The organism is Klebsiella sp. 10982 (assembly GCF_048589245.1).
Taxonomy (GTDB): domain Bacteria; phylum Pseudomonadota; class Gammaproteobacteria; order Enterobacterales; family Enterobacteriaceae; genus Klebsiella; species Klebsiella quasivariicola.
This window is the reverse complement of record NZ_JBMAXV010000021.1, coordinates 73,648-91,527: the sequence shown is the minus strand read 5'-3', so window position 1 is coordinate 91,527 and position 17,880 is coordinate 73,648. Positions and strand designations below refer to the sequence as shown.

The 17,880-nt window shown below is 56.7% G+C and carries 17 protein-coding genes; 3 read left to right on the top strand and 14 right to left on the bottom strand.

What is annotated here, in order from left to right; translation table 11 throughout:
* Positions 1-65: 65 nt before the first annotated feature.
* The 4 genes from hemG to pepQ are packed head-to-tail and all read right to left on the bottom strand — an operon-like array spanning position 66 to position 4,055.
* On the bottom strand, positions 66-608 hold the full coding sequence (hemG, locus tag ACKLKD_RS16645) for a menaquinone-dependent protoporphyrinogen IX dehydrogenase (protein ID WP_025711193.1): 543 nt from the start codon (positions 606-608) through the stop codon (positions 66-68).
* A gap of 11 nt (positions 609-619) precedes the next feature.
* The gene (gene trkH, locus ACKLKD_RS16640) at positions 620-2,071 is read right to left on the bottom strand and encodes a Trk system potassium transporter TrkH (protein WP_025711194.1); all 1,452 of its coding nucleotides are present in this window, start codon (positions 2,069-2,071) and stop codon (positions 620-622) included.
* Between the two features lie 38 nt (positions 2,072-2,109).
* Positions 2,110-2,724, bottom strand: coding sequence for an IMPACT family protein (locus tag ACKLKD_RS16635; protein WP_025711196.1), 615 nt, complete (start codon positions 2,722-2,724; stop codon positions 2,110-2,112).
* Positions 2,724-4,055: a Xaa-Pro dipeptidase gene (pepQ, locus tag ACKLKD_RS16630; RefSeq protein WP_087805332.1), complete on the bottom strand. Its 1,332-nt coding sequence runs from the start codon at positions 4,053-4,055 to the stop codon at positions 2,724-2,726. Before pepQ ends, ACKLKD_RS16635 begins: the two co-directional genes overlap by 1 nt.
* 191 nt (positions 4,056-4,246) lie before the next feature.
* On the opposite strand from pepQ, the gene fadB reads away from it, so the two are divergent.
* Positions 4,247-6,436 carry a fatty acid oxidation complex subunit alpha FadB gene (gene fadB, locus ACKLKD_RS16625; RefSeq protein ID WP_080897895.1) on the top strand — a complete coding sequence of 730 codons (2,190 nt, stop codon included), beginning with the start codon at positions 4,247-4,249 and terminating at the stop codon, positions 6,434-6,436.
* Positions 6,437-6,445: 9 nt separating this feature from the next.
* Positions 6,446-7,609, top strand: coding sequence for an acetyl-CoA C-acyltransferase FadA (gene fadA / locus ACKLKD_RS16620; RefSeq protein ID WP_080897896.1), 1,164 nt, complete (start codon positions 6,446-6,448; stop codon positions 7,607-7,609).
* Between the two features lie 184 nt (positions 7,610-7,793).
* Here the strand turns inward: fadA and fre are convergent, their stop codons facing one another.
* Both fre and ubiD read right to left on the bottom strand, forming a co-directional pair.
* Positions 7,794-8,495 (bottom strand): NAD(P)H-flavin reductase, encoded by a 702-nt coding sequence (gene fre, locus ACKLKD_RS16615; protein ID WP_025711199.1) that lies wholly within the window; start codon positions 8,493-8,495, stop codon positions 7,794-7,796.
* Positions 8,496-8,544: 49 nt separating this feature from the next.
* On the bottom strand, positions 8,545-10,020 hold the full coding sequence (gene ubiD / locus ACKLKD_RS16610; protein ID WP_025711200.1) for a 4-hydroxy-3-polyprenylbenzoate decarboxylase: 1,476 nt from the start codon (positions 10,018-10,020) through the stop codon (positions 8,545-8,547).
* Between the two features lie 178 nt (positions 10,021-10,198).
* On the opposite strand from ubiD, the gene rfaH reads away from it, so the two are divergent.
* On the top strand, positions 10,199-10,687 hold the full coding sequence (gene rfaH, locus ACKLKD_RS16605) for a transcription/translation regulatory transformer protein RfaH (RefSeq protein WP_025711201.1): 489 nt from the start codon (positions 10,199-10,201) through the stop codon (positions 10,685-10,687).
* Here rfaH and tatD read toward each other — a convergent pair.
* The 8 genes from tatD to rmuC all read right to left on the bottom strand — a co-directional run bounded on the left by tatD (position 10,684) and on the right by rmuC (position 17,753).
* Positions 10,684-11,487 carry a 3'-5' ssDNA/RNA exonuclease TatD gene (gene tatD / locus ACKLKD_RS16600; RefSeq protein ID WP_165931893.1) on the bottom strand — a complete coding sequence of 268 codons (804 nt, stop codon included), beginning with the start codon at positions 11,485-11,487 and terminating at the stop codon, positions 10,684-10,686. The two genes, rfaH and tatD, sit on opposite strands and share 4 nt — an antisense overlap.
* Before the next feature lie 32 nt (positions 11,488-11,519).
* Positions 11,520-12,299 (bottom strand): Sec-independent protein translocase subunit TatC, encoded by a 780-nt coding sequence (gene tatC, locus ACKLKD_RS16595; protein WP_080897898.1) that lies wholly within the window; start codon positions 12,297-12,299, stop codon positions 11,520-11,522.
* A 2-nt stretch (positions 12,300-12,301) separates the two neighbouring features.
* Complete coding sequence (gene tatB, locus ACKLKD_RS16590) at positions 12,302-12,838, bottom strand: Sec-independent protein translocase protein TatB (RefSeq protein ID WP_025711203.1); 537 nt, start codon at positions 12,836-12,838, stop codon at positions 12,302-12,304.
* Between the two features lie 3 nt (positions 12,839-12,841).
* The gene (tatA, locus tag ACKLKD_RS16585) at positions 12,842-13,093 is read right to left on the bottom strand and encodes a Sec-independent protein translocase subunit TatA (RefSeq protein WP_002883425.1); all 252 of its coding nucleotides are present in this window, start codon (positions 13,091-13,093) and stop codon (positions 12,842-12,844) included.
* A 129-nt stretch (positions 13,094-13,222) separates the two neighbouring features.
* Positions 13,223-14,863, bottom strand: a complete 1,641-nt coding sequence (gene ubiB, locus ACKLKD_RS16580) for a ubiquinone biosynthesis regulatory protein kinase UbiB (RefSeq protein ID WP_025711205.1) — start codon at positions 14,861-14,863, stop codon at positions 13,223-13,225.
* Positions 14,860-15,465: a ubiquinone biosynthesis protein UbiJ gene (ubiJ, locus tag ACKLKD_RS16575; RefSeq protein WP_025711206.1), complete on the bottom strand. Its 606-nt coding sequence runs from the start codon at positions 15,463-15,465 to the stop codon at positions 14,860-14,862. Before ubiJ ends, ubiB begins: the two co-directional genes overlap by 4 nt.
* A 13-nt stretch (positions 15,466-15,478) precedes the next feature.
* Complete coding sequence (ubiE, locus tag ACKLKD_RS16570; protein WP_002883421.1) at positions 15,479-16,234, bottom strand: bifunctional demethylmenaquinone methyltransferase/2-methoxy-6-polyprenyl-1,4-benzoquinol methylase UbiE; 756 nt, start codon at positions 16,232-16,234, stop codon at positions 15,479-15,481.
* A 70-nt stretch (positions 16,235-16,304) separates the two neighbouring features.
* Positions 16,305-17,753 carry a DNA recombination protein RmuC gene (gene rmuC / locus ACKLKD_RS16565; RefSeq protein WP_080897901.1) on the bottom strand — a complete coding sequence of 483 codons (1,449 nt, stop codon included), beginning with the start codon at positions 17,751-17,753 and terminating at the stop codon, positions 16,305-16,307.
* Positions 17,754-17,880: the final 127 nt, after the last annotated feature.

The window sequence follows — 17,880 nt, the reverse complement described above, 5'->3', positions numbered from 1 at the left end:
TTAAAAGTGACAAGGGGAAATTTAAAAAAACTTTTCGTTCGCTCGATTTTCCATCAAGGCGCTGTTTAAACGCCCTGTTTGCGGATCATTTGCGCGATTTCGCGGGCAAACCGGGATACCTGTTGCCAGTCGGTATAGACCACTTCTTTACGGATATCCGTTTCCCCCCCGGTCATTTTCATAATCAGGCGGATCATAAGCCGATCGTACCAGCGGTAACGTGGGTAGCGCAGCGCGCCGGCAAACACCGCGCAGCTCTGCGGCTGCCACGGCGAATTAAGGAGAAACTTGCGTGTATAGCTGTTGGTCTGTGGCGTGCGCTTCTCAGGTTTGCGCGCCACCAGGTTGACCGAGAAGAATGCGCCCGGCAACGCCTGCAATGATGTGAGATGCTTTTTGACAAAGCGATCTACGGCCGGATGAAAGTGCCCATAGCGAATCGACGCGCCAATCACCACCCGATCGTAGTGATGCCATTCGACGACATCGGTACGGTTCAGGTTCAAGGTATCCGCGTCGATGCCCAGCTCTTTCAGCTCGGAGGCGAGAAACGAAGCGATTTCACGGGTCTGCCCGTCGCGGGTGGAGAAAAGAATTAAAGTTTTCACGAGCACTCCTGTTATTCGCGCCAGAAAGTGGGGGTAAAGAGCACCAGTAAGGTAAACACTTCCAGACGACCAAACAGCATATTAGCAATCAGGATCCATTTCGCGACCGGGTTCATGGTGGCAAAGTTGTCCGCGACGACGCCGAGCCCAGGCCCGAGGTTGTTCAATGTCGCTACCACGGAGGCGAAAGCAGAAAAGTCATCCACCCCGGTGGCGATAATAGCCAGCATGCTAATGATAAAGACCAGCGCATAGGCGGAGAAAAATCCCCATACCGCTTCCAGAATACGCTCTGGCAGCGCGCGGTTGCCTAATTTGATGCTATACACCGCATTCGGGTGAACCAGACGCTTCAGCTCACGGTTGCCCTGCTTAAACAGCAGCAGGATACGGATCACCTTTAAGCCGCCGCCCGTGGAGCCAGCACAGCCGCCGATGAATGCAGAGCAGAGCAGCAGCACAGGCAGGAACAGCGGCCAGCGCGCAATGCTATCGGTGGTAAAGCCGGCGGTGGTCGCCATCGACACCACCTGGAAAAACGCCTGGTTCAGCGTCGTCAACACCGAGCCGTACACGTTATGAAGCCATAGCACCAGCGTACAGACGATGACCAGCGTCAACTGGACGCCAATGAACATGCGAAACTCAGGATCACGCCAGTACACCTTCAGGCTGCGTCCGCTCAACAAAGAAAAATGCAGACCATAGTTACAGCCGGAGATCAGCAAGAAGATGGCAATGATGGAGTTGATCATCGGACTGTTGAAATAGCCGACGCTGGCATCGTGAGTCGAAAAACCGCCGATGGCGATAGTGGCGAAGCTGTGCCCAATCGCATCGAACGCCGGCATACCGGCAAACCAGAGCGCCAGTGCGCAGGCTATCGTCAATAACACATAGATAAGCCAGAGGGTCTTCGCCGTCTCGGCGATACGCGGACGCATCTTGTTATCCTTCAGCGGGCCGGGCATTTCCGCGCGGTAAAGCTGCATCCCCCCGACGCCAAGGATAGGAAGAATCGCCACCGCCAGCACAATGATCCCCATACCGCCGAACCATTGCAGCATCTGCCGATAAAAGAGGATCGCATGCGGTAACGAGTCCAGCCCCACCAGGGTGGTCGCCCCGGTCGTCGTCAGGCCAGAAAATGATTCGAAGAAAGCATCCGTCACCGTCAGGTTCGGCTGCTCGGCGAAAATAAAGGGCAAGGCCCCCACGCTCCCCAGCACGGTCCAGAACAGCACCACGATGAGAAACCCTTCACGGGATTTCAGTTCGCCTTTTTGCTTACGGTTCGGCCACCACAGCATGGAGCCAATCGCCAGCGCGACAAAGAAGGTTTGAGTGAAGGCCCGTCCCGCACCGTCGCGATATATCAGGGCCACTAATCCCGGGACGATCATCGTCCCCGAAAACAAGATGACCAGCAGTCCAACGATTCGGGTTATGGCGCGAAAATGCATCTCTGGCGCTTCCTTTGATAGGCAAAAAACAGAGGGGATTATTCGTTAATCTTCAGTAATTGCAATGAACCGCGACTAAAATCAGCCAGTTTTGCTGAAAAAGCCGCCACTTCGGCCTGGGGAAGCGCCACGCGCAGTCGAACCGACGCCAGATATTCGCTTTCAACAACCTTTCCGGAGAATTGGGCGAGCAGCGCTTCGACACCGGCCAGTTGCCCATACTCACATTGCAAAGTATATGCCGTTAACGGCGTCTTGCGCAGCGTCGTCAACTGCGCCAGCGCCTGATGAACACCGCCGCCATACGCCTTCACCAGCCCGCCGGTGCCCAGCAGGATACCACCGTAGTAACGCACGACGACAGCGGTTATCTCGCCGACGCCGCACCCCATCAGCTGCGCCAGCATCGGTTTACCTGCGGTCCCCGCCGGTTCGCCATCGTCAGAAAACCCCAGCTGTTGCGAATCATCAGGCGGCCCGGCGACCCACGCCACGCAATGGTGGCGGGCATCAGGGTGATCCGCTTTGACGGACTCGACAAAAGCTTTTGCCGCCGCCACGCCGTCGGTATGCGCCAACAGCGTGATAAAACGGCTTTTTTTAATCTCCTCAACGACGGTAACCGGCGCCGCCGGGATTAACCAGCTCTCCATCAGGCCAGCTTCAGATCGCGCGTCATATTTTCGATGCTGTTTTCGTGAACCACCACGTTATCTTCGATACGGATCCCGCCAAACGGCTTCATGGCGTCAATTTTTTGCCAGTTGAAATGCTTGCTGAATGGGCCTTCACGCCACGGCGCCAGTAACGACTCGATGAAGTAGATGCCGGGTTCAATGGTCAGCACCATACGCGGCTCGATAATACGGGTGCAACGCAGGTACGGATATTTCGACGGCGCCGCCAGATGCGTACCGGTATCGTCCTGCATAAAGCCCGCAACATCATGCACCTGCAGACCCAGCGGATGACCAATCCCGTGCGGCATAAATGGCCCGGTCAGATCATTCTCCACCATCGCCTCTTCGCTTATGTCAGTGACTAACTGGTGTTTACGTAACAGCTTCGCAATGCGCTGATGGAACTGAATATGATAATCAACGTAGCGCGTCCCGGCTTTCATGGTGCTAATCAGCGCCAGCTGCTCGTCGTTAACGTCTTTAATCAGATGGGCAAAGTCGTTGTCGCCGTGTGCCGCCCAGGTCCGCGTCAGATCCGCGGCATAGCCGTTATATTCTGCGCCAGCGTCGAGCAGGAAGCTGCGCATCTCCGCCGGGGCGCGATGATCCAGTTTGGTGTAGTGCAGGACGGAGGCATGCTCATTCAGCGCGACAATGTTGCTGTAAGGCACGTCGGTGTCACGATGGCCGGTGGCGGTAAGATAGGCCTGGTTGATATCGAATTCGCTCATTCCGGACTGGAAAGCTTCGTAGGCCGCACGATGGCCATTGACCGCTGACTTCTGCGCTTCACGCATGCAGGCCAGCTCGTAATCGGTTTTGTAAGCCCGGTAGTAATGCAGGTAATCGATAACCCCTTTCGGATTGATCTTATCCGCGGCGATACCCAGGCCCAGCGCGCGCTCCGCTACCGGCCCAATATAGCCGATATTACCGCGAGCGGCAGGTAACTGGCTGCCGATACCATCGGCCTTCGGCAGCGCAATGACGTCAATCTCTTCGGTCCAGAACGAGGTTGGCAACGGCTCGACGTTATGCCAGTAATCGACCGGCAGATAGAACCACAGCTTCGGTTTGTTGACGCCATCCACCAGCAGCCAGCAGTTAGGCACCTGGGTCACCGGCACCCAGGCTTTAAACTGCGGATTGACCTTGAACGGGTACGGATGGTCATCGAGGAAGACGTTAACCAATTCACCGGAGTGAATCAGCAGAGCATCCATCTGAAAACGGGCCAGGACGTCGCGGGTACGTTCTTGTAGGGTAACAATATGATTTTTATAGAGCGCGGCCAGGGATTCCATCTTTTGTCCTTTGCTTTTATGGGATCGTGATACACCGCATCTTAGCACATCGCCCTGCGTGCGGGTGATTTCCGCCGGATGTGATCCGACCAGCAATTATTTAAAGAGTTATTTGCAATTCTTTAACATAAATTCCACACTCCGTTTCATCTGGTATGACCAGATCATATTGCTGGATTCAGGAGACTGACATGCTCTACAAAGGCGACACCCTGTACCTCGACTGGCTGGAAGATGGCATCGCCGAACTGGTGTTCGATGCCCCAGGTTCGGTCAACAAGCTTGATACCGCAACCGTAGCCAGCCTCGGTCATGCGCTGGACGTACTGGAAAAACAAAGCGATCTCAAAGGTCTGCTGCTGCGCTCTGAAAAAGCGGCGTTTATCGTCGGCGCGGATATCACCGAATTCCTCTCGCTGTTCCTGGTCCCTGAGGAGCAGTTAAGCCAGTGGCTGCATTTTGCTAACAGTGTCTTCAATCGTCTGGAAGATCTCCCCGTCCCCACTATCTCTGCCGTCAATGGCTACGCGCTGGGCGGCGGTTGCGAATGTGTGCTGGCGACCGATTACCGCCTGGCGACGCCGGACCTGCGCATTGGGCTGCCGGAAACCAAGCTCGGCATTATGCCCGGGTTTGGCGGCTCAGTCCGTCTGCCACGCCTGCTCGGCGCCGATAGCGCGCTGGAGATCATTGCTGCCGGGAAAGATGTCAGCGCCGATCAAGCCTTGAAAATCGGCCTGGTGGATGGCGTGGTCGCCGCGGAAAAACTGCACGACGGCGCGCTGGCGATCCTGCGTCAGGCCATGAATGGCGACCTGGACTGGAAAGCGAAACGTCAACCGAAGCTGGAGCCGCTGAAGCTCAGCAAAATTGAAGCCGCCATGAGCTTTACGATTGCCAAAGGCATGGTCGCGCAAACGGCCGGGAAGCATTACCCGGCGCCGATCACCGCGGTGAAAACTATTGAAGCCGCTGCACGTCTTGGTCGTGAAGAAGCCCTGGTGCTGGAAAATAAAAGCTTTGTCCCGCTGGCCCATACCAACGAGGCCCGCGCGCTGGTTGGTATCTTCCTGAACGACCAGTACGTCAAAGCGAAAGCGAAAAAGCTGACCAAAGATATCGAGACGCCGAAGCACGCTGCCGTATTAGGCGCCGGCATTATGGGTGGCGGCATTGCTTACCAGTCAGCCTGGAAGGGCGTGCCGGTGGTGATGAAAGACATTAACGACAAATCGCTGACCCTGGGCATGACCGAAGCGGCGAAACTACTGAATAAACAGCTGGAACGCGGCAAAATCGACGGTCTGAAGCTGGCAGGAGTGATAAGCACCATTCAGCCAACCCTGGAATACAGCGGTTTTGATCGCGTGGACGTGGTTGTTGAAGCGGTGGTCGAAAACCCGAAAGTGAAAAAAGCGGTACTGGCGGAAACCGAGGCAAAAGTACGTCCGGATACCGTGCTGGCCTCTAATACCTCAACGATTCCCATTAGCGAGCTGGCCAGCGTTCTGCAGCGCCCGGAAAACTTCTGCGGTATGCACTTCTTTAACCCGGTGCATCGCATGCCGCTGGTTGAAGTCATCCGTGGCGAAAAAACCTCGGATAAGACCATTGCCACAGTCGTGGCCTGGGCCAGCAAAATGGGCAAAACGCCGATCGTGGTCAACGACTGCCCCGGCTTCTTCGTCAACCGCGTGCTATTCCCTTACTTCGCCGGCTTTAGCCAGCTGCTGCGCGACGGGGCGGACTTCCGCAAAGTCGACAAAGTGATGGAGAAACAGTTTGGCTGGCCAATGGGCCCGGCTTATCTGCTGGACGTGGTCGGCATCGATACCGCGCACCATGCTCAGGCGGTCATGGCGGCGGGCTTCCCGCAGCGGATGCAGAAAGATTATCGCGACGCTATCGACGCCCTGTTTGACGCCAGCCGTTTCGGCCAGAAGAACGGCCTCGGCTTCTGGCGCTATAAAGAAGACAGCAAAGGCAAGCCGAAGAAAGAAGAAGATGCCGCAGTCGACAGCCTGCTGGCCGACGTAAGCCAGCCGAAGCGCGATTTCAGCGATGAAGAGATTATCGCCCGCATGATGATCCCGATGGTTAACGAAGTGGTTCGCTGCCTGGAAGAAGGTATTATCGCCAGCCCGGCGGAAGCGGATATGGCGCTGGTATACGGCCTGGGCTTCCCTCCGTTCCACGGCGGCGCATTCCGCTGGCTCGATACCATTGGCAGCGCGAAGTATCTCGATATGGCACAGCAATACCAGCACCTTGGCCCGCTGTATGAAGTGCCAGCCGGTCTGCGTGACAAAGCGCGCCATAACGAAGCGTATTATCCCCCGGTAGAGCCAGCCCGTCCGGTTGGCGCTCTGAAAACGGCTTAAGGAGTCACAATGGAACAGGTTGTCATTGTCGATGCTATTCGCACCCCGATGGGCCGTTCAAAGGGCGGCGCATTTCGCCACGTGCGCGCGGAAGATCTTTCCGCCCACCTGATGCGTAGCCTGCTGTCGCGCAACCCGTCGCTTGAGGCAAGCGCAATAGACGATATCTACTGGGGCTGCGTGCAGCAAACCCTTGAGCAGGGCTTTAACATCGCCCGTAACGCGGCGCTGCTGGCGGAGATCCCGCACTCGGTACCGGCAAACACGGTTAACCGGCTGTGCGGTTCCTCTATGCAGGCGCTGCATGATGCCGCCCGTATGATCATGACCGGCGATGCCAACGTCTGCCTGATTGGCGGCGTGGAGCACATGGGCCATGTGCCGATGAGCCACGGCGTTGATTTTCACCCGGGACTGAGTCGTAACGTGGCGAAAGCCGCCGGTATGATGGGGTTGACTGCGGAAATGCTGGCACGTCTGCACGGCATTAGCCGCGAAATGCAGGATCAGTTCGCCGCACGCTCTCACGCTCGCGCCTGGGCAGCGACGCAATCCGGCGCATTCAAAGCCGAGATCATCCCGACCGGCGGCCACGATGCCGATGGCGTGCTGAAGTCCTTCAATTACGACGAAGTGATCCGCCCGGAAACCACCGTCGAAACGCTGTCCACGTTGAGACCGGCGTTTGACCCGGTGACCGGCACGGTAACGGCAGGTACCTCTTCCGCCCTTTCCGACGGCGCGGCGGCGATGCTGCTGATGAGCGAAAGCCGCGCCCGCGAGCTGGGGCTGAAGCCACGCGCCCGCGTCCGTTCAATGGCGGTGGTCGGCTGCGACCCGTCCATTATGGGTTATGGCCCGGTTCCAGCCTCGAAGCTGGCGCTGAAAAAAGCGGGCTTATCCACCAGCGATATCGACGTCTTTGAAATGAATGAGGCTTTTGCCGCGCAGATCCTGCCGTGCATTAAAGATCTGGGCCTGATGGAGCAGATCGACGAGAAGATCAACCTCAACGGCGGGGCGATCGCTCTGGGTCACCCGCTCGGCTGTTCCGGAGCGCGCATTAGTACTACATTGATCAACCAGATGGAGCGTCAAGACGCACAGTTTGGTCTGGCGACTATGTGTATCGGCTTAGGTCAGGGGATCGCTACTGTATTTGAGAGAGTGTAAATCAGGAAAAGTATCTCAAAGCCAATGACGTCAGAACAAGGCGGCAAGCGAGCGAATCCCGATGAGCTTACTCAAGTAAGTGATTCGGGTGAGCGGGCGCAGCCAACGCAGTGATGGCGTCATTGGCGAAGAGAGACAGTTTAGTTGCCGTTCTTCCCGCCTGTCAGGGGCGGGTTTTTTATTGTCAGATAAAGGCAAACGCGTCGCCAAACAGGCGCTCTTCGCGCGCGCCGCGTTCGTTGCAGAACAGATCGCGGGCGATCTTGGCCATCTCAAAGCGCCCGGCAATATAGATGTCGTGGTCGGCCAGGGTACCATAATCCTGCAGCACCGCGGTCAGTACCGTACCGGAACGCCCGCGCCATCCCTCTTCCGGCTGCTCAACCACGGGTTCGATACGCAGATTCGCATGCTTGATACTCAGGGCTTCCAGTTCGGCCAGATCGTACAGGTGCTTGGCCTCGCGGCCGCCCCAGTAGATGGCGATATCGCGGTTCGGATTACGCGCCAGCGCGGTTAACAAAATAGAACGCACATAAGAGAAGCCGGTACCGCCGGCAATTAAAATCAGCGGACGGTCTTCATCTTCACGCAGCCAGGCTTCACCGTGTGGGATATCAACCTCAATTTCACGCTCTTGCAGAATGCGATCCATGACCGCCATCGCGTACAGATTGAGCTCAGAGGCGCCGATATGCAGCTCGATAAATTCCTGTTCCGCCGGCGTGGAAGCCATGGAGAACGGGCGCTTGTCGCGCTCATCCATTACTACCATCAGATACTGGCCAGCACGGAAGGAAAATGCCGCTTCCGGCACTAATCGAACACGATATACGGTATCGGTAATCGCCTCCACCGAGGTCACTTTACAGCTTAAGGTTGTCATGCGTCCCCTCTGTCGGGTCAATAGAGCAAAACAGCGGCGTTAGCCCCGCTTACGGTTGTTTAAAGATGGCCAGCTCATCCCAGATGGCGTCAATCCGCGCCGTGACGGCAGGATCTTTTTTGATTGGACGACCCCATTCACGCTGGGTTTCGCCAGGCCATTTATTCGTGGCATCCAGCCCCATTTTTGAACCCAGGCCGGAAACCGGCGAGGCAAAATCCAGATAATCAATTGGCGTATTTTCTACCAGTACCGTATCACGAGCCGGGTCCATACGGGTAGTGATCGCCCAAATCACATCGTTCCAGTCGCGCGCATTGACATCGTCATCGCAGACAATCACGAACTTGGTATACATGAACTGCCGCAGGAACGACCAGACGCCCATCATCACGCGCTTGGCATGACCTGCGTACTGTTTTTTCATCGTCACTACCGCCAGGCGATAGGAACACCCTTCCGGCGGTAGATAAAAGTCGACGATTTCCGGAAACTGCTTTTGCAGGATCGGCACAAAGACTTCGTTCAGCGCCACACCCAGTACTGCAGGTTCATCGGGCGGTCGGCCGGTATAGGTCGAATGATAAATCGCGTCTTCACGCTGGGTTATATGGGTCACCGTAAATACCGGGAAGCTGTCCACTTCGTTGTAGTAACCGGTGTGGTCGCCATACGGCCCTTCCGGCGCCATTTCACCGGCCTCAATGTAGCCTTCAAGCACAATTTCCGCGCTGGCCGGGACTTCAAGGTCATTGGAAACGCACTTCACCACTTCGGTCTTGGTGCCGCGCAACAGGCCTGCGAAAGCATATTCCGACAGGGTATCCGGCACTGGGGTCACCGCGCCAAGAATGGTTGCCGGATCGGCGCCGAGCGCCACGGAAACCGGGAAGCGTTCGCCCGGGCGCGCCGCACACCACTCCTGGAAATCCAGTGCGCCGCCGCGATGAGACAGCCAGCGCATAATCAGTTTGTTTTTACCAATCAGCTGCTGGCGATAAATCCCCAGATTCTGCCGCTCTTTGTGCGGCCCGCGGGTCACCGTCAGCCCCCAGGTGATCAGCGGCGCGGCATCTTCCGGCCAGCAGGTCATTATCGGGATTTTATTCAGGTCGACGTCATCGCCCTGGATGATTTTTTGCTGGCAGGGCGCGCCGCGCAGGCGTTTGGTCGGCATATTCAGCACTTGCTTGAACTGCGGCAGCTTATCAAACAGATCGCGGAAACCTTTGGGTGGCTCAGGCTCTTTCAGGAAGGCTAACAGCTTACCCACCTCGCGCAACGAACTGACATCCTCCTGGCCCATCCCCAGCGCCACGCGCCGCGGCGTGCCGAAAAGATTGCACAGTACCGGCATGCTATAGCCTTTTGGGTTCTCAAACAGCAGCGCCGGGCCACCGGCGCGCAGGGTCCGGTCGGCAATTTCAGTGATTTCCAGATGAGGATCGACCGGCAGAGTGATACGTTTCAGTTCGCCCTGTTGTTCCAGTAGTGTCAGAAAGTCGCGAAGATCGTGGTATTTCATGAAAGTGTTATTGACCTCTATACAGGCGGCTAATTATACGGTGTTCAACGGCGCGATGCTGTAATTTTGTTAAATTAGCGTGAAAGAACGCTGAAATTTGGATTTCAATTATAATGGCTTTCGCGATTACACCAGCCATTTGTTATGCTTGCCGTTATTAGAAGTGGAATGAGTTATTATGCAAGCCTGGTACTTACTGTATTGCAAACGTGGGCAGCTACAACGAGCCCAGGAACATCTGGAACGTCAGTCAGTTAACTGCCTGATGCCGACGATTGCGCTGGAAAAAATCATTCGCGGTAAACGCACCATGGTCAGCGAACCGCTGTTCCCGAACTACCTGTTTATTGAGTTCGATCCAGAGGTGATTCATACCACTACCATCAGCGCCACCCGCGGGGTTAACAACTTCGTGCGCTTTGGCGCGCTGCCCGCTGTCGTTCCCTCGGCGGTGATTCATCAGCTCTCTATCTATAAACCGGAAGGTATCACCGACCCGGAAACGCCGCACGAGGGCGATAGCGTGCTGATCACCGACGGCGCGTTTGAAGGCCTGGAGGCTATCTTTACCGAGCCGGACGGTGAAGCACGCTCTATGTTGCTGTTAAACCTGCTGAATAAGCAAGTCCTGCAGAGCGTTAAAAATACCGACTTCCAGAAAATCTAAACGCCGTTAACGTCGACGCCAAACAGCGCCCTGACGTTTGCGTCCGTTTGCGCCTCCAGCCATTGTGCCTCTTCGCCGCGCCAGATCGCGACGCTTGCCAGGATATGCGGCAAATACGCAGGCTCGTTACGCCGCGAGGCCGGCTTTGGCTTGAGGTCGCGCGGCAGTAGATAAGGCGCATCGGTCTCCAGCAGCAGACGATCTGCCGGGATCGCCGGCAGCAGCTCGCGCAGCTCGAGCCCCCGCCGCTCATCGCATACCCAACCGGTAATACCGATAAACAGGCCCAGATCCAGGCATTCCTGCACCTCGCTGCGGCTGCCGGTAAAGCAGTGCAGCACCGCGCCCGGGAGCTTCTCGAGCCAGGGTTTAAGCAGCGTCAGAAAGCGGTCGTGGGCGTCGCGGCAGTGTAAAAACACCGGCATCGACAGCTCGGCCGCCAGCGCCAGCTGGGCGCTGAACGCAGCCTCCTGCTCCTGCGGCGTGGAAAAATTCCGGTTAAAATCCAGACCGCACTCGCCTATCGCTACTACCTGCGGCTCGCGGGCGAGGGTATAAATCGCCTCGGCGACCGCTGGCGTCCAGCTGCTACCGTCATGGGGATGAACCCCCGCCGTGGACCAGCAGCCGGAATAGCGGCTCGCCATTCTCTGGGCCTGTTGGCTCTCCGGCAAGTTTGTACCGGTCAGCAGCATGCCGTGAACCCCCGCCGCCCGGGCGCGCGCCACCACCTCATCATGGTCGCGGGAAAACTGCGAACTGGTCAGATTAACGCCGATATCAAACATGAACACTCCTATATGACAACCGCCCTGGCGGGCGGTTGGCGGTATTACTCTTCTCTGTGCTCTGTGGCTTCAGCTTCGGCCGCGGCGTCATCATCGCGCGTCAGGCGCTTCCCGGTGTAGAAGCGGGCGAAGAACACCCCGACTTCAAACAGACAGTACATCGGAATGGCCAGCAGCGTCTGCGAGAATACGTCCGGCGGCGTCAGCAGCATGCCCACCACGAAGGCGCCCACCAGCACATACGGCCTTTTTTTACGCAAGTCTTCCGGCGTGGTAACGCCCATCCAGCAGAGCAGCACGATGGCGACCGGCACCTCAAAAGAGACCCCGAAAGCCATAAACAACGCCATCACGAAGTCAAGATAGCTGCGGATATCGGTCGAGACCAGCACCCCTTCCGGCGCCGCATGGGTCAGGAAGCCGAACGCCAGCGGAAACACAACAAAATAGGCGAAAGCCATGCCGATATAGAACAGCAGGGTACTGGATACCAGTAAAGGCACCACCAGCCGGCGTTCGTGCTTATACAGCGCTGGTGCGACAAAGGCCCATACCTGATAAAGAATAATCGGCACCGACAGGATCACCGACACCATGAAGGTCAGCTTTATCGGCGTAAAGAAAGGTGAAGCGACATCAGTGGCGATCATCGTCGCGCCCACCGGCATCTTGCTGATAAGCGGGGCCGAGACCAGCTGATAGATATCATTGGCGAAATAGACCAGCGCCAGGAAGATCACCAGAATAGCAATGATGCTGTTGAGCAGACGCTTGCGCAGCTCAATCAGATGCGAAATTAGCGGTTGTGTATCGTCTACGCCCATGTTTACGGTTTATCACTCGATGCGGGGGAAGATTGAGGGGCTGCCGCCGTAGCGGATGTTTTCTCTGCCGGAAGGTCAGCCGGTGACGCGGGTGGCTCATCGACAACCGGATCCGGCACATGAGCCGGAGCGCTGACCTGATGTTCTGCCGTCGCCGGCGTGACGTCCTGGCGTTGCGCTTCGCTGCCTTTGACCACCGGATTATGGATGGTATTGGCTTCGTCGCTGGCCTTTTCAGGATCGTGGGCGCTATAGGAGCGCTTCATCGACTCTGCGGCTTCGCGCAGTTCATCCATGGAGGCTTTCAGCTCCGGCGTCAGGTTATTCAGACTGGCCTTCTCCACCTTCTTAAGGCTCTCCTGAAACTCCTGCAGTTTTAGCTCCTGGGCCAGTTCATTCTGTACCGTGGTCGCCAGCGAGCGTAACGTCCGGATCCAGCCAACCACCGTTTTAACCGCGACGGGAAGCCGCTGTGGCCCCAGAACAATGAGGCCAATTACAAACACCAGCAGTAGTTCACTAAAACCAATATCGAACACGAATTACACCTGCTCTTTGTCGTGGCGTTTTGTCTCGTCTTTTTTTGCATCATCCTGTTTATCGGCGATGGTTTTCGCCGTGAAATCTGCATCTGGCGCCGACTTTTCAGGTTTGTCATCATCACTCATGGCTTTTTTAAAGCCTTTGATCGATGCCCCTAAGTCCGACCCCAGCGAGCTCAGCTTCTTCGTCCCAAAAAGCAGAACTACGATGACGACAACAATTAATAACTGCCAAATACTGATACCACCCATACACGTTCCCCTATGACAGATGATGAATTGTGTGGACGCATTATACACACCATCCTGCGGGCCGCCTCTTCGTCAGGCCACCAGCATGATTTTGCGCAAATAAGCCTGCGTCATGAAGAGGCGAACCGATCAGCGGGTTTTCCGCCAGCCAATCAGCCAGGTCACAATACCGCCGGCCATCAGCCAGCCGGGCATCATTCCCCACTCAGGGCGGTGGATAAAGAGTAGCGTACCACTGAGCAATAAAACCGCGCCTATACCAAACAGATAACGGGACTGCCCCTGACGGACATGACGCACATGCATATCCCGCACGATGGTATCGACGCTGGTCTGCAGCTGTTTGCTCTGCTGCAGGCTCTGATACACCAGCTCAGGTATTTCCGGCATTCTTTCGATCCAGAACGGCGCTTTATCTTTAAACGCACGCACCAGCGCCGGAATGCCGACCTGATCTTTGATCCACGACTCGAGGAAAGGCTTCGCCGTTTTCCACAAGTCTAACTGAGGATAGAGCTGCCGGCCTACCCCTTCTACGTAAAGTAATGTCTTCTGTAATAAAACAAGCTGCGGCTGGACTTCCATATTGAAGCGCCGCGCGGTGTTGAACAGATTAAGCAGCACGTGGCCGAACGAGATCTCCGCCAGCGGCTTCTCAAAGATCGGCTCGCAGACCGTGCGGATCGCGAACTCAAACTCTTCGACGTTGGTATCGGGCGGAACCCAACCGGAATCGACGTGCAGCTCGGCAACCTTACGATAATCGCGGTTAAAGAAGGCGATAAAGTTTTCCGCCAGATAGCGCTTATCTTCTTTGTTCAGCGAGCCGACAATACCGCAGTCTATACCGATATACTGCGGATCTTCGGGGTGCTCGTAGCTGACAAATATATTGCCAGGGTGCATATCGGCATGGAAGAAGCTGTCGCGGAACACCTGGGTGAAGAAGACCTGCACACCCCGCTCCGCCAGCAGCTGCATGTTGGTCCCCTGGGCCTCCAGCGCCTCTACGTCAGACACCGGGATACCGTAAATGCGCTCCATCACCATCATGCTTTCGCTGCAGTAGTCGGGGTACACCTCCGGCACGTACAGCATCGGGCTGTCTTCGAAATTGCGCCGCAGCTGAATAGCGTTGGCGGATTCCCGCAGCAGGTTCAGCTCGTCCAGCAGCGTTTTTTCATATTCGCGGACTACCTCCTGCGGGCGCAGACGGCGGCCGTCAGGCAACAGACGCGGTACCCAGCGCGCCAGGCGATAGATGAGCTTCATGTCCGCTTTAATGATCGGCAAAATATCCGGGCGGATAACCTTGATCACCACCTCTTTGCCATTCTCTTTCAGACGCGCAGTATGCACCTGAGCAATAGACGCCGAGGCTAACGGCTCAACGGAGAAATCATCAAACCAGGCCTCCACCGGCAGGCCCCCCATCGCTTTCTCTATCTGCTGCTGCGCGAGCTTTCCTTCAAAGGGCGCCACGCGGTCCTGCAACAGCGCCAGCTGATCGGCAATTTGTGGCGGAAAGAGATCCCGGCGGGTGGATAGCATCTGGCCGAATTTAATCCACACCGGCCCCAGCTCCTGGAGCGCCAGACGAAGACGAGCACCGAGGGGTTGGTCCTGATGACGGTTTGGCATCCAGAACAGCATCCGCCGCCAGATACGCAGCGGTAGCGTGATCCGCATTTTGGGGATGAGCTCATCGAGCCCGTAGCTCAAAAAGGTGTGGATGATGAAATACAGGCGCCGTAATTCTCCTGGCGTCATTTGCCCTCCAGCGTTTCCAGCCGTTTTTCCAGTGCGGCCAGCGCGCGTTCAATAGCCGTTGTCTCTTCAGCAAACCAGGCCAGCTCCAGCGCCCCCGGAGCCAGTCGCCACTCTTCAGTGATCGCTTCCGCGACATAGCGCTGCTGGCGCTGCGCGCCCTTCAGCAGAAACTGAGCGCCACCGCGCAGAACTTTGCCGACGCCTTCGGCCACGATATCGCCGGTATAGGGCGCCAGCAGTTCAGCAGGATCGAACTCCGCCAGGTCGCACAGGGAGACCAGGTTTTGCACTACCTGCAGATCGCCCTGCACTTCCAGCTCACCGCTGCGAATAAGCGCCGTGAGCTGCTGACGATTGCGCAGTTTTGGCAGCACGCTGAGCCGGGTAATCACAGTGCAGTCGGCCTCTCCGTCCCAGGCGCTCAGGACATCGACCTGACGTTCGCTGAACACCAGCACCACGGGCGTGGCGAAATCCTGCAGCTGGACCTGCAGCACCTTGCCCAGCAGGCGCTGGCGAGCGGGTTTGAGCGCTTTGTCGCGCCAGAGGAAAGCATTTAGCGCCGTTTCAATGCCAGCGGTCACCAGGGGTGTGAAAGGCATAGCGTCCCTCCTGTCAGAACTTGTAACCGCGATGCAAAGCAACGATACCCGCCGTCAGGTTGTAGTAGTCCACGTTTTCGAAACCCGCATCCTGCATCATCCCTTTCAGCGTTTCCTGGTCGGGATGCATACGGATAGACTCCGCCAGGTAGCGATAGCTGTCGCCGTCTTTTGCCACCAGCTCGCCCACCTTCGGCAGAATATGGAAGGAGTAAGCGTCGTAGGCTTTGCTCAGCGGTTCGATGATGGGTTTAGAAAACTCCAGCACCAGCAGGCGTCCGCCCGGTTTCAGCACACGATACATCGAACGCAGCGCTTTCTCTTTGTCGGTCACGTTACGCAGACCGAAAGAGATGGTGATGCAGTCAAAGGTGTTATCAGCAAACGGCAGGGCTTCCGCGTTGGCCTGAACATACTCCACGTTACCCACGATGCCGATATTGCGCAGCTTTTCGCGGCCCATTTTGAGCATCGAATCGTTGATATCAGCAAGCATGACGCGGCCGGTTTCCCCTACCAGACGGGAGAACTTGGCGGTCAAATCACCGGTACCGCCAGCCAGATCCAGCACGGTCTGCCCGCGACGTACGCCGCTGCAGTCGATGGTGAAACGCTTCCACAAACGATGGATCCCAAACGACATCAAGTCATTCATCACATCATATTTTGCGGCGACAGAATGGAATACATGCGCCACCATATCTGCTTTCTGCTCTTTAGCGACCGTCTGAAAGCCAAAGTGCGTCGTTTCTTGTGAATCCTCAACCATCTCTATGCCTGCTTGCTTTTCAAGAAAATGTTCACTGAGTGTATCAGACTCAGCGCATTTCCCATACGTTTCAGCGTGGCGGAGCCGCTTCGCGATTGCGCAATGCCTCAGCAGAGTCGGGGGAAAATTCGTCATTTTCCGGGAGGTTATCCTCGTCTTCGAGACGATATTGCTCGTCCTGGGCCGTGGCTTGCTCGACTAAATCAGGATTAATCCCGCGCTTTACCTCCACGCCCAGGCCGCGAAAGGCCTCCGCCTGGGCCAGCAGATTACCGCGCCCGGAAGCGAGCTTTTTCATCGCCTGGCGATAGTTCTCCTGCGCCTTATCCAGGCTCTGGCCGATGGCGGACATATCATCCACAAACAGGCGCATTTTGTCGTAAAGGCGCCCCGCCCGCTCGGCAATCTTTTGCGCATTACGGCTCTGGTGCTCATAGCGCCACAGATTGGCGATAGTGCGCAGAGCCACCAGCAGCGTCGTCGGGCTGACCAGCATAATATTATTTTGCAACGCCTCGCTGATGAGCTCAGGCTGGCGATCGATGGCCAGCAGGAACGCCGGCTCAACGGGAATAAACATCAGCACATAGTCGAGAGAGCGCAGGCCGGGCAGCTGTTGATAATCCTTGCGTCCCAGCAGGCGAATATGATTTCGCACCGAGGCAAGGTGTTCCTGCAGCGCGACTTCGCGAGTGTAGTCATCTTCGGCGTTAAAATAGCGCTCATAGGCGACCAGGGTCATTTTGGCGTCGATCACCACGTCCTTACCCTGCGGCAGGCGCACGATGACGTCCGGCTGCATCCGCGAGCGGTTGTCGGTCTCAATACTGACCTGGGTTTGGTACTCATAGCCTTCGCGCAGGCCGGAGGCTTCCAGCACGCGGGTTAAGACCACTTCCCCCCAGTTGCCCTGGGTTTTGTTATCCCCCTTCAGCGCTTTGGTCAGGTTCAGCGCCTCCTGCGCCATCTGCGCGTTCAGCTGCTGCAGATTGCGGATCTCATGCGCCAGAGTATGCCTCTCCCGCGCCTCCTGGCCAAAGCTCTCCTGCACCTGACGACGGAAACCGTCGAGCTGCTCGCGTAGCGGCGTCAGCAGGCCATGCAGGCTCTGGCGATTTTGTTCATCAACGCGCCGGTTACTGTGTTCGAAAATGCGGTTAGCCAGATTTTCAAATTGCTCGCTCAGGCGCTGCTCGCTGTTGACCATCTGGCGGATCTTATCTTCCGCATGCAGTTGGGTGGATTCGAGCCGGGTGGTGACCTCACGCAGATCGGCTTCCAGCGAGGTATTGATATCCCGCAGGCTGCGCAGCTCGTTGTTCAGCAGCTCGCACTCCTCACGCCAGTGGGCCTCCTGCACCAGCTGCTGGCGGGCGGCGCTCAGCTCAATATCCAGCTCTCGCCGTTCCTCGATCAGATCGGCCCGAATTTGATCGGCACGCGCTTTGGTCGCCAGCCAGCCGACAATTAACCCGGCAGCCAGTGCGATAACCGCGCTGATAATGATTGAGAGATCCACGACGCCCCCTGCGATAACCTGATGGCACAAAATAGAATTGTGCTGTACAAACGTCCAGTTTAAAAGGAATTTCCTGCGAGGAGCAACGCAAAAAAGAAAGGCCGGAGGACCCGGCCTGACAGGGAAA

Coding starts and splice junctions, on each gene's coding strand:
- ubiJ (WP_025711206.1), bottom strand. CDS start 15,465: ATGCCTTTCACACCCCTGGTGACCGCTGGCATTGAAACGGCGCTAAAT.
- fadA (WP_080897896.1), top strand. CDS start 6,446: ATGGAACAGGTTGTCATTGTCGATGCTATTCGCACCCCGATGGGCCGT.
- trkH (WP_025711194.1), bottom strand. CDS start 2,071: ATGCATTTTCGCGCCATAACCCGAATCGTTGGACTGCTGGTCATCTTG.
- ubiB (WP_025711205.1), bottom strand. CDS start 14,863: ATGACGCCAGGAGAATTACGGCGCCTGTATTTCATCATCCACACCTTT.
- ubiE (WP_002883421.1), bottom strand. CDS start 16,234: ATGGTTGAGGATTCACAAGAAACGACGCACTTTGGCTTTCAGACGGTC.
- fadB (WP_080897895.1), top strand. CDS start 4,247: ATGCTCTACAAAGGCGACACCCTGTACCTCGACTGGCTGGAAGATGGC.
- tatA (WP_002883425.1), bottom strand. CDS start 13,093: ATGGGTGGTATCAGTATTTGGCAGTTATTAATTGTTGTCGTCATCGTA.
- tatC (WP_080897898.1), bottom strand. CDS start 12,299: ATGGGCGTAGACGATACACAACCGCTAATTTCGCATCTGATTGAGCTG.
- pepQ (WP_087805332.1), bottom strand. CDS start 4,055: ATGGAATCCCTGGCCGCGCTCTATAAAAATCATATTGTTACCCTACAA.
- ubiD (WP_025711200.1), bottom strand. CDS start 10,020: ATGAAATACCACGATCTTCGCGACTTTCTGACACTACTGGAACAACAG.
- ACKLKD_RS16635 (WP_025711196.1), bottom strand. CDS start 2,724: ATGGAGAGCTGGTTAATCCCGGCGGCGCCGGTTACCGTCGTTGAGGAG.
- rfaH (WP_025711201.1), top strand. CDS start 10,199: ATGCAAGCCTGGTACTTACTGTATTGCAAACGTGGGCAGCTACAACGA.
- fre (WP_025711199.1), bottom strand. CDS start 8,495: ATGACAACCTTAAGCTGTAAAGTGACCTCGGTGGAGGCGATTACCGAT.